This window comes from Arthrobacter sp. Y3225116, from assembly GCF_059091245.1.
This window is the reverse complement of the sequence record NZ_JBNHGL010000088.1, coordinates 1-11,104: the sequence shown is the minus strand read 5'-3', so window position 1 is coordinate 11,104 and position 11,104 is coordinate 1. Positions and strand designations below refer to the sequence as shown.

Sequence of the window (11,104 nt, the reverse complement as noted above, 5' to 3'; positions counted from 1 at the left end):
GGCCAGCTCGCCGGCGAGCTCCCGGACCTGCTCGGCGGTCACGGCCTCGATCCGGGCGAGCGACTCGTCGATGTCCAGGAACTCCCCCGACACCAGTTCGGCCCGGCCCAGCCGCGACATCCGGGAACCGCTGTCTTCCAGGGCCATCACGATGCCGCCGGAAAGCTGGCCGACGGCCCGGCGCAGCTCGTCGGCGGAAATGCCGTCGGCCGCCAGCCGGTCGAGTTCGGCCCCGAGCAGGTCGATGACCTGGCCGGTCTTGGCCGGCGAACAACCGGCATACATGCCGAAGTAGCCCGCATCGGCGTAGGCGCCGGAGAACGAATAGGTGGCGTAGGCCAGGCCCCGTTTCTCCCGGATCTCCTGGAAGAGCCGGGAGGACATGCCCCCGCCCAGCACGGCATTGAGCACGCTCATGACGAAGCGGCGCTCGTCGGTGGCGTTGATGGACGGGCAGCCCATAACGATGTTGGCCTGCTCGACCGGGCGGCGGTGCACGTAGGTGCCGGCGACGGGGGCGATGGCCGCGGCCGCCGTCTCCCGCCTCGGCACCGGGACCGCACCGGCCTCGAGGTGCCAGCCGGCCGACTCCAGGGCGGCGAGCACCTGAGCACACACCGCGTCGTGGTCCAGTCCGCCGGCAGCGGTGACCACCAGCTCGTCGGGCCGGTAGTAGCGCTGGTAGTGGGCCCAGACCGAGTCGCGGGCGACCGCCTTGATCGCCTCCGGCGTCCCGCCGATCGGCCGGCCCAGTGGGTGCCCGCCGAGCACCGCCTCAACAAATTTTTCGTGGCACACGTCCGCGGGATCGTCATTGTCCATGGCGATCTCTTCGAGGATGACTCCGCGTTCCTGCTCCAGCTCCTGCGGGTCAAGGACCGCGGAGGTGATCATGTCGGCGATCACGTCGATGGCCATCGGCAGGTCCGAATCCAGGACGCGGGCGTAGTAGCACGTGCTTTCCTTGGCCGTGGCCGCATTGGATTCGCCGCCGGCCTCGTCGAAGGCGGAGGCGATGTCCAGCGCCGTCCGGCGCCTGGTGCCCTTGAAGAGCAGATGCTCCAGAAAGTGGGTCGAGCCGTGTTGGCCCGCGGCTTCATCCCGCGAGCCAACACCAACCCAGAATCCGATCGTCGCCGACCGCTGGCCGGGCATCGCTTCGGTCAGCACCCGCACTCCCCCGGGCAGCACCGAGCGGCGCACGATGGCGCCGCCCGGTTCGCCGTGGACCAGTGTGGGGTCCGACCCGCCGAGCTCGGTGGCGTCGGCATGCTGCATGCTGCCGACCAGCGGCAGGGCGACGACGGTCATGCTTACTCGGCCACGGCCTCTTCGGCCGACGCCTCGTCGGCTGCCGCGTCCTCGGCCACCACGGGGGCGAGGGACAGCTTGCCGCGGTCGTCGATCTTGGTGATCTCGACCTGGACCTTCTGGCCCACCGACACCACGTCGTCGACGTTGTCCACGCGCTTGCCGCCGGCCAGCTTGCGCAGCTCGGAGATGTGCAGCAGGCCGTCCTTGCCCGGGGTCAGCGACACGAAGGCACCGAAGGTGGTGGTCTTCACGACCGTGCCCAGGTAGCGCTCGCCCACCTCGGGGATCTGCGGGTTGGCGATCGCGTTGACGGCGGCGCGGGCGGCTTCGGCGGCCGCACCGTCGGTCGCGCCGATCAGCACGGTGCCGTCGTCCTCGATGGAGATGTCCGCGCCGGTGTCTTCCTGGATCTGGTTGATCATCTTGCCCTTGGGGCCGATGACCTCGCCGATCTTGTCCACCGGGATCTTGACCGAGATGATCCGCGGGGCGAATTCGCTCATTTCGTCCGGCTGGTCGATCGCGGCATTGATCACGCCGAGGATGTGAAGCCGTGCCTCGCGGGCCTGCTTCAGGGCGGCGGCCAGCACGGACGCCGGGATGCCGTCGAGCTTGGTGTCGAGCTGGATGGCGGTAACGAACTCCGAGGTACCGGCGACCTTGAAGTCCATGTCGCCCATGGCATCCTCGGCGCCCAGGATGTCGGTGAGCGCCGCGTAGCGGGTTTCACCGTCGACCTGGTCGGAGACAAGTCCCATGGCGATGCCGGCCACCGGGGCCTTCAGCGGCACGCCGGCGTTGAGCAGGGACAGGGTGGAGGCGCAGACCGAGCCCATGGAGGTGGAGCCGTTGGAGCTCAGCGCCTCGGAGACCTGGCGGATGGCGTACGGGAACTCTTCACGCGACGGCAGCACCGGCACCAGGGCGCGCTCGGCCAGCGCGCCGTGGCCGATTTCGCGGCGCTTGGGCGAGCCCACGCGGCCGGTCTCACCGGTGGAGTACGGCGGGAAGTTGTAGTTGTGCATGTAGCGCTTGCGCGTCACCGGCGACAGCGAATCGATCTGCTGTTCCATCTTCAGCATGTTCAGCGTGGTGACGCCCAGGATCTGGGTTTCGCCGCGCTCGAAGATGGCCGAGCCGTGGACGCGGGGCAGGACCTCGACCTCGGCCGTCAGCTTGCGGATGTCGCTCAGCCCGCGGCCGTCGATGCGCACCTGCTCGGTGAGGATCCGCTGGCGGACAACCTTCTTGGTCACGGCGTTGAAGGCCGCGGAAATTTCCTTCTCGCGACCGGCGAATTCCGCCGTTTCGGTGCCGGCCAGCTGCGCCAGGATCTCGGCCTTGAAGGCGTCTGCGGCCTCGTTGCGCTGCTGCTTGTCGCCGATCGAGAAGATTTCCGTCAGCTTGGCAGCTGCGGCGGACTCCACAGCGGCGAAGGCATCGTCCTCGTAGTCCTTGAAGATCGGGAATTCGACCGTCGGCTTGGCCGCGCGGGCGGCCAGGTCGGACTGGGCCTCGCACAGCGCCCGGATGAACGGCTTGGCGGCCTCGAGGCCCTCGGCCACGACCTCTTCGGTGGGCGCGGTGGCGCCCTCTTCCTTGATCAGGTTCCAGGCGTTGTCGGTGGCCTCAGCCTCGACCATCATGATGGCGATGTCGTTGCCGGCGGCGATGCGCCCGGCCACCACCATGCTGAACACGGCGCGCTCCAGTTCGGAGTGCTTCGGGAAGGCCACCCACTGGCCGTCCACGAGCGCCACGCGGACGCCGCCGATCGGGCCGGAGAACGGCAGGCCGCTCAGCTGGGTGGACATGGAGGAGGCGTTGATCGCGACGACGTCGTACATGACGTCGGGATTGATGGCCAACACGGTCACCACTACCTGGACCTCGTTGCGCAGCCCCTTGACGAAGGCGGGGCGCAGCGGGCGGTCCATCAGGCGGCAGGCCAGGATCGCTTCGGTGGACGGGCGGCCTTCGCGGCGGAAGAACGAGCCCGGGATGCGGCCGGCGGCGTACATCCGCTCTTCCACGTCGACGGTCAGCGGGAAGAAGTCGAAGCCTTCGCGCGGGGACTTGCCCGCCGTGGTGGCGGAGAGCAGCGCGGTGTCTTCGTCGATGTAGACCATCGCCGAGCCGGCCGCCTGCTGGGCCACGCGGCCGGTTTCGAACCGGACCACGCGCTGGCCGAACCGGCCGTTGTCGATGACAGCTTCTGAGTACTGAATTTCGGGACCCTCCAAGAGAGTCACCTCCGTTTCTTCGAGTGCGGAGGCTGCCGGTATCTGCCCAAACCTGCGAGGCCGTTTCACGGCCAGCCTGCCTGTACGCCACCCGGTCTTCGATCGAGACCTACGGGCAAGCCCCCAAGGGGCGTCCCGGAAGCCACTACCGAGGACCGCGAATGCCGCGATACCGAAAGTCTCCAGTTGATGTAGTTGTCGGCCGGCGGTCTCCCGGCGGCCGTGCTCCTGCCGCGCCGCAAACCGGCGCGGTAGGAAAAAGGCGGCTCTCCTGTCCCCTTTGGCAGTGGACGGAAGAGCCGCCTCCGTCACTGACTAGCGGCGCAGGCCGAGGCGCTCGATGAGCGAACGGTAGCGCGTGATGTCGGTGTCACGCAGGTAGGTGAGCATGCGACGACGGCGGCCGACCAGTGCCATGAGGCCCCGGCGGGTGTGGTGGTCGTGCTTGTGCATCTTCAGGTGTTCCGTCAGGTCGGAGATGCGACGGGACAGAACAGCGATCTGAACCTCGGGAGAACCCGTGTCGCCCTCGTGCGTGGCGTATTCCTTGATGATTTCCTGCTTGAGCGCGGCGTCTAATGCCACAGTAACTCCTAGAAGTTGTGCCGTGAGGCCCGAGTCAGCACTTCGCTGCCGGGGGCTCCGCAGTCTCCGCCGGCCGCCAGAGGCTTGCCGGCAGCAGAGCACGGAGGGATACAGCCGCCACGGACCGCAGCCGAATCCATCGGCCAGTTTACCTGTTGCGGGCTTAGTCTGTCGAAAGCAGGCTTCGGGTACGCACCACGTCGTCGCGCATTTGCGCGATCAGGGCCTCGGGACCGGTGTAGGCCACCATGCCGCGCAGGCGTTCCACGAACTCGACCACCACCTGCTGCCCATAGAGATCGAAGTCGTCCGTGTCCTCCTGCGGCCGGTCGATGACGTGCGCCTCGACCCGGCGGCTGGCACCCTCGAAGGTCGGATTCGAGCCCACCGAGATGGCGGCCGGCCACCTGGTGCCGTGCTGGTCCACCAGCCAGCCGGCGTAGACGCCGTCGCCGGGGATCATGCCCGTTGCATGCTTGGACAGGTTCGCGGTGGGAAAACCCAGTTCGCGGCCGCGGGCGTCGCCGTGCACCACTTCGCCGCGCATCCGGTGGGGGCGTCCGAGCACCTCCGCCGCCGTGGCGACATCTCCGGCGGCGAGGGCTTCCCGGACCCAGGACGACGAGTAGCGGCGGCCGCCGCCGGCGGCGTCGAGGTCCGCATCGGTCTCATATTCGTCGACGACCTCGACGGTGAAGCCGAACTGCCGGCCCAGTTCCTGCATGGTGTTCAGGTCGCCGGCGTTGTTCTTCCCGAACCGGGTGTCATGGCCGATCACGACGGCGGTGGCGCCGAGGGTCTCCACGAAGACTTTGCGGACGAACTCCTCAGGGGTTTCGCCGGCCAGTTCCAGCGTGTAGGTCATCATCAGCAGCCCGTCCAGGCCGCTGGCCTCCAGCGCCTCGACCCGGTCCTGCAGTCCCATGATCAGCTGCGGGGCGGCGTCCGGTCGATGGACCTGGGAAGGATGCGGATCGAAAGAAATCGCCACCGCCCGCGTCCCGCGGGCGGAAGCGGTCTCCACCAGGCGGCGCAGCACCTGCTGGTGGCCGCGGTGGACGCCGTCGAAATTTCCCAGTGTCACCACTGACGGACCATAGCCGCGGGGTACGTCGGCCAGGTCTTTCCAGTAGTGCACAGTAAACTCCTCGTCGATCGGGGCCTTCAGCGGGTGCGGCCCCGTCGCCGGGACCCCTTCCATTATGGACGACCTTCGGGGGGCTTCGGGCCCGCCGCCGGCCGGTGCCGCCACAGCCACCACAGGCCGATGACCGGCAGCAGCAGGGGGATGTATCCGTAGCCCTTGCCGAAGCCGGACCACACCGTGTCCTGCGGAAGCAGCTGGGGATCCAGCACGCTCAGCAGCCCGACGGCCAGGACTCCCACGAGTTCGATGCTCACGGCGGCCACCGACAGCCAGTAGGAGCGGGTGCCGGACCTGGCCAGCGTAACGGTCGCCAGGATGTACACGACGGCGGCGAAGGCGGACAGCAGGTAGGCCACCGGCGCTTCCGAAAACTTGGTGGCTATCTGGTAGCCAGCCCGGGCGGTGGCGGAGAGCGCGAAGACCCCGTAGACCGCCACCAGGAGCCGCCCGGGACCGGTGGCGCGGCCGGCGGCGGCGTTCACGTCCCGGGTGTGCCTGGCCCGTTGTTGTTCCTGGCCGGATTTCATACGGCGATCGCTCCGTCCCAAATTTGTTCCATTCTCACCAGCATCACGAAGACCGTGAGTCCCGCCGCCCCCAGCACCACGTTGCTCCAACGGCTGCGGTCCATGATGGCCCACCAGAAGGCTGCTACCGGAACCAGCAAGGCGGTGATCAGATAGCCCCAGAATTCCCAGGTTTCCCCGCTGACGGGCTCACCGGAAGCCTGTCTGATGATACCGGCCGCCCCGTAGACGAGCAGAAACAGCTCCACCGCGGCGACCGAGAGAATCGTGACGTCGTTGGGACCGTGTTTCAGGACGGCGGCAACCACGCAGACGACGGCGGCAAGCAGGGTGACCACCGTGCCGGCGATGAAAAAACCGTCGATGATCACTGTGCTTCCGCCTCGTTTCCCGGTGCGAACACCAGCAGGGGCCTGGCTTGCGCATCGTTATCTTCCAGCAGCGCCACCAGCGATCCGTCCGGGGCGAACGCCGCCGTCGCGCCGGCTGCTCCCCCGGCCGGAATGCGACGGCCGTGCGAGACGTCGTCGGCCTCGGTGGCGCTGAGTTCCCGGACCGGGAACAGCACCCGGGCGGCCTCGTCCAGGCCCGTCATCTGCAGGTCCTCGGCCAGTTCATCCAGCGTGGCTGCGTCTTCGATCCGGAACGGACCTACACGGGTCCGGCGCAGGGCCGTCAGGTGCCCGCCGACGCCCAGCCGCTGCCCGAGGTCGCGGGCCAGGGCCCGGATGTAGGTGCCCGACGAGCATTCGACGGTGACGTCCACGTCCTGCACCTTCCCGCCGCGGCCGCGGCGGATGCCGTGCACCTCGAACCTGTGGATCGTGACCGGCCGGGCGGCCAACACCACGTCCTGTCCGGCGCGCACGCGCGCGTAGGACCGCTGGCCGTTGACCTTGATGGCCGAGACGCTGCTCGGCACCTGCAGGATCTCCCCGGTCAGTTCGGCGACGCCGTCCCTGATCTGCTGTTCCGTCACCGCCGCGGCGATGGTTTCCGCGGTGACGTCGCCCTCGGCGTCGTCGGTCACCGTCGACTGGCCCAGCCGGATGGTCGCATCATACGTCTTGGGGGCGCCGACGATGTAGGTCAGCAGCCGGGTGGCCTTATTGACGCCGACCACCAGCACGCCCGTGGCCATGGGGTCCAGGGTGCCGGCGTGGCCGACCTTCCGCGTTCCGGCCAGGCGGCGCATGCGCCCGACAACGTCGTGGCTGGTCCACCCCTGCGGCTTGTCGACGAGTATCAATCCGGAACGGAGCAGGCCAGAAGTCACGCCTTTCAGTATATGGCGTCCCGGGAACACGGCCGGTCGGGGCTTAAAGCGTGCATCGTTGACAGCCTCCGGGGGCTGCAATATTTTGAGCACATTGCGTGCCGTCGATGCGGCCTCCCAGGGATCTCAGCAGGCCAGCGGCACAGTCGCCTCTTCGGCATCACTTGCCCTTGTTCTCCGGCCACTCCGCCCGCCCGCGTGCCGTCCGGGGTGCCCCGCGGCTCTCTTCAGGAGCTTCATCGTGAAAAAACCATCGCTGTATCTCGCCCTTCCCCTGGCGCTCGGACTTGCGTTCGGCACCGGACTGGCGCCGTCATCGGCCCACCGGGAGAGCCCGGAGCCTCCGTCGGCGACCGTGCTGGCCGAGGGGCTGCAATCGCCGCTGAGTCTTGCGGCCGGCCGGCACGGCCTGTTCGTAACACAGAACTTCGCCGGCATCCTGAACCGGATCAAGCGCCAGGGCGATCCCGAAGTCTTGTACCGCTCCGGCGGCCCCCAGGTCGCGTCCGCCTCCCTTTACAGGCACACGCTCTACTTCTCCGAGGGCACCGGTGCCGGCGGCATGGACGGGCTGCCGAACGTGCAGTGGATCAAGTCGTTGGACCTGCACGACGACGAGGCCGCGCCGAAGAAGATCGCCGACGTGGCGGCGTATGAGAAGAAGCACAACCCGGACGGCCGCGTCACCTACGGCTTCCGCCATGTGGAGGACCGGCAGTGCCTGGACAAGATTCCGGAGGGGATCCCGGCCAAGTACAAGGGCAACGTCGACTCCAACGCCTATGCCACGGCCGCGAACAGGCACAGCATTTATGTCGCCGACGCCGGCGGCAACGCCATCCTGAAGGTCGACAAGGACAGCAAGCGGGTCAGCACTGTAGCGGTGCTGCCGCCGGCATCCTTCCGGGTCACCGCTGCCCTGGCGGCAGGCATGGGCCTGCCGGATTGCGTGGTCGGCCAGAAGTACTACCTGGAGCCGGTGCCCACGGACGTGGAGTTCGGCCGGCACGGCTGGCTGTACGTCACCTCGCTGCCGGGCGGTCCCGAAGACGGGAGCATCGGCGCGCTGGGGCGCGTCTTCAAGGTCCATGCCCACACCGGGGAGGTCGTGCAGCTGGCGGGGGGCCTGTCCGGCGCCACCAACCTGGCGGTCAGCTCACGCGGCGACATCTACATTGCCGAGATGTTCGGCAACAAGATCTCCGTGCTGAAGAAGGGCCACGACAAGGTGCGGACGTTCTTCGAGACCACCACCCCGGGTGCGCTGGAGATCCGCGGCGACCGGCTCTACGCGACGACGAATGCGCTGCCTGACTTCACCGGGAAGACACCGCCCGCCGGCGAGGTCATCAAGATCCGGCTGCACTGATCCGCGGCTGCCGATACCGGAAAAGGGTAGGCCGCCTGCGCACAGCAGGCGGCCCACCCTTTGGTGCGACGGCCGTCGGGCCGCGGCGGTCGTTAGTGGGCGCGGAAGCCGCTATTCCGGACGCGTTCCGGGGCCGGCGTCGTCCTCGTCCTCGTCTTCGGGCTTGCGGTACGGGTCCTCGTCGCCGGCGAAGGCGGCGCCTTCGGCCAGGGCCGCCACCTCGGCGTCCTTGGCCTTCGCGGCCCGTAACAGCTCCTCCAGGTGGCTGGCGTTCACCGGGATCTCGTCCGCGACGAACTCCAGCGTGGGCGTGAGCCGGGCGGTGATGTTCCGGCCCACTTCCGCCCGCAGGACGCCCTTGGCGGACTCAAGTGCCTTGCGGGTGCCGTCCTGCTCTTCGGCGTCGCCGAACACCGTGTAGTAGACGGTGGCGTGCTGCAGGTCGTTGGTCACCCGGGCGTCCGTGATGGTCACAAATCCCAAGCGGGGATCCTTGACCCGGCGCTCGAGCGCCTGGGCCACCACAACTTTGATCCGGTCGGCCATCTTGGCGGCGCGTGCTGGGTCTGCCATGACCCCTCCTCAATTCTCGTGTTGATGGCGGAACAGCGGGCGCCCGGCGGCGATGCCACCGGACGCCCGCTGCAGGCCGACTGCTAGACGCGCGGCTTTTCGCGCATTTCGAAGGTCTCGATGATGTCGCCTTCCTTGAGGTCGTTGAACGACCCAAGTCCAATACCACATTCGAATCCTTCGCGGACCTCGGTCGCGTCGTCCTTGAACCGCTTGAGCGAGTCAACGGTGAGGTTCTCGCCGATGATCTTGCCGTCGCGGGTGACACGCGCCTTGGTGTTGCGGCGGATCGTGCCCGAGCGGACGATGGAGCCGGCGATGTTTCCGAACTTGGAGGAACGGAAGATCTCGCGGATCTCGGCCGTGCCCAGCTGTGCCTCTTCGTACTCCGGCTTCAGCATGCCCTTCAGCGCGAGCTCGATGTCATCGATCGCCGCGTAGATGACCGAGTAGAAGCGCATGTCCACGCCCTCGCGGTCGGCCAGTTCGGCCACCCGCTCGGCCGGCTTGACGTTGAAGCCGATGATGATGGCGTTGTCCACGGTGGCCAGGTTGACGTCGTTCTGCGTGATGGCACCGACACCGCGGTGGATAACGCGCAGCTGGACATCCTCGCCCACATCGATCTTGAGCAGCGAGTCTTCCAGCGCCTCCACGGCACCGGACACGTCGCCCTTGAGGATGAGGTTGAGGGTGTCGACCTTGCCCTCGGCCACGGCCTTGTCGAAGTCCTCGAGGCTGATGCGCTTGCGGCGCTTGGCCAGGGCTGCGTTGCGGTCCGCGGCTTCACGCTTCTCGGCGATCTGGCGGGCGGTCCGCTCGTCGTCGGTCACCAGGAAGGTGTCGCCGGCACGCGGGACGGTGGACAGACCCAGCACCTGGACCGGACGCGACGGTTCGGCCTCGGTGACGGATGCGCCGTCTTCATCGAACATGGCACGGACGCGGCCGTGCGCGCTGCCGGTGACGATGGCGTCGCCCACCCGCAGCGTTCCGGACTGGACCAGTACGGTCGCCACGGCGCCGCGGCCCTTGTCCAGGTTCGCCTCGATCGCGATGCCGCGGGCGTCCTTGTTCGGGTTGGCCCGCAGGTCCAGCGCCGCGTCGGCGGTCAGCAGCACGGCCGAGAGGAGATCCTCGATGTGCAGGCCCTCGCGTGCCGAGACGTCCACGAACATGGTGTCGCCGCCGTACTCCTCCGGAACCAGGCCGTACTCGGTCAGCTGGCCGCGGATCTTCTCCGGGTTGGCGCCTTCCTTGTCGATCTTGTTCACGGCGACGACGATGGGCACGCCGGCAGCCTGCGCGTGGTTCAGCGCTTCCACGGTCTGCGGCATGACGCCGTCGTCCGCGGCCACCACCAGGATGGCGATGTCGGTGACCTTCGCGCCACGGGCACGCATGGCGGTGAACGCCTCGTGGCCCGGGGTGTCGATGAAGGTGATCTTCCGGTCCCGGTCATCGTGCTGGAAGTCGATCTGGTAGGCGCCGATGTGCTGGGTAATGCCGCCGTGTTCGCCTTCGCCCACCCGGGTGTTGCGGATGGCGTCCAGCAGGCGGGTCTTACCGTGGTCCACGTGGCCCATGACCGTCACGACGGCGGGGCGCCGCTCGAGGTCGGCTTCGCCCTCGGCCTCGAGTTCGGCGTCGAGGTCGATGTCGAACGAGTCAAGCAGTTCGCGCTCTTCGTCCTCCGGGGAGACGACCTGGATCTTGTAGCCCAGTTCAACGCCCAGCAGCTCGAAGGTGTCCTCGTCCAGCGACTGCGTGGCGGTGGCCATCTCGCCGAGGTGGAACAGGACGGTCACCAGCGCTGCCGGATTCGCCTCGATCTTGTCGGCGAAGTCGGTGATGGAGGAGCCGCGGCGCAGCCGGACAACGGTGCTGCCGTCGCCGCGGGGTACCGAGACGCCGCCCAGCGACGGTGCGCTCATCTGCTCCAGTTCCTGGCGCTTGGCGCGCTTGGACTTGCGCTGCTTGCCGCGGCCGGCCCGGTGATTGTGGCACCGAACCACCTGTCCTTCCTCGACAGCGTCATCATCCAGGCGATGATGCCGCGCAAGGTGGCCT

At 68.0% G+C, this 11,104-nt stretch carries 10 protein-coding genes; 1 reads left to right on the top strand and 9 read right to left on the bottom strand.

The genetic code is table 11. From position 1 onward, the window contains the following. The 7 genes from AC5RV2_RS10000 to truB all read right to left on the bottom strand — a co-directional run. A partial coding sequence (locus tag AC5RV2_RS10000) for a M16 family metallopeptidase (RefSeq protein ID WP_494092194.1) occupies positions 1–1,311 on the bottom strand: 1,311 nt, incomplete at its 3' end. A gap of 2 nt (positions 1,312–1,313) precedes the next feature. Beyond that, positions 1,314–3,557 (bottom strand): polyribonucleotide nucleotidyltransferase, encoded by a 2,244-nt coding sequence (locus AC5RV2_RS09995; protein WP_494023859.1) that lies wholly within the window; start codon positions 3,555–3,557, stop codon positions 1,314–1,316. A gap of 315 nt (positions 3,558–3,872) precedes the next feature. Further along, positions 3,873–4,142: a 30S ribosomal protein S15 gene (rpsO, locus tag AC5RV2_RS09990; protein WP_493968104.1), complete on the bottom strand. Its 270-nt coding sequence runs from the start codon at positions 4,140–4,142 to the stop codon at positions 3,873–3,875. A gap of 163 nt (positions 4,143–4,305) precedes the next feature. Continuing rightward, on the bottom strand, positions 4,306–5,280 hold the full coding sequence (locus tag AC5RV2_RS09985; RefSeq protein WP_494092196.1) for a bifunctional riboflavin kinase/FAD synthetase: 975 nt from the start codon (positions 5,278–5,280) through the stop codon (positions 4,306–4,308). Between the two features lie 62 nt (positions 5,281–5,342). After that, on the bottom strand, positions 5,343–5,816 hold the full coding sequence (locus AC5RV2_RS09980) for a hypothetical protein (protein WP_494067994.1): 474 nt from the start codon (positions 5,814–5,816) through the stop codon (positions 5,343–5,345). Then, complete coding sequence (locus AC5RV2_RS09975; RefSeq protein ID WP_494092195.1) at positions 5,813–6,181, bottom strand: hypothetical protein; 369 nt, start codon at positions 6,179–6,181, stop codon at positions 5,813–5,815. Before AC5RV2_RS09975 ends, AC5RV2_RS09980 begins: the two co-directional genes overlap by 4 nt. Positions 6,182–6,183: 2 nt before the next feature. Next, the gene (gene truB / locus AC5RV2_RS09970; RefSeq protein WP_494092193.1) at positions 6,184–7,092 is read right to left on the bottom strand and encodes a tRNA pseudouridine(55) synthase TruB; all 909 of its coding nucleotides are present in this window, start codon (positions 7,090–7,092) and stop codon (positions 6,184–6,186) included. A 241-nt stretch (positions 7,093–7,333) separates the two neighbouring features. Between truB and AC5RV2_RS09965 the strand changes: the two genes are divergently transcribed. Next, complete coding sequence (locus tag AC5RV2_RS09965; RefSeq protein ID WP_494092192.1) at positions 7,334–8,461, top strand: ScyD/ScyE family protein; 1,128 nt, start codon at positions 7,334–7,336, stop codon at positions 8,459–8,461. Between the two features lie 111 nt (positions 8,462–8,572). Here the strand turns inward: AC5RV2_RS09965 and rbfA are convergent, their stop codons facing one another. Both rbfA and infB read right to left on the bottom strand, forming a co-directional pair. Continuing rightward, positions 8,573–9,034 carry a 30S ribosome-binding factor RbfA gene (rbfA, locus tag AC5RV2_RS09960; protein ID WP_494092191.1) on the bottom strand — a complete coding sequence of 154 codons (462 nt, stop codon included), beginning with the start codon at positions 9,032–9,034 and terminating at the stop codon, positions 8,573–8,575. A gap of 83 nt (positions 9,035–9,117) precedes the next feature. After that, positions 9,118–11,104 (bottom strand): translation initiation factor IF-2 (infB, locus tag AC5RV2_RS09955; protein ID WP_494092190.1); only part of this gene is annotated, 1,987 nt, incomplete at its 5' end.

What these genes read in the sequence shown, in the direction of transcription:
- AC5RV2_RS09980 (WP_494067994.1), bottom strand. Translation starts at nt 5,816, where the DNA reads ATGAAATCCGGCCAGGAACAACAACGGGCCAGGCACACCCGGGACGTG.
- rbfA (WP_494092191.1), bottom strand. Translation starts at nt 9,034, where the DNA reads ATGGCAGACCCAGCACGCGCCGCCAAGATGGCCGACCGGATCAAAGTT.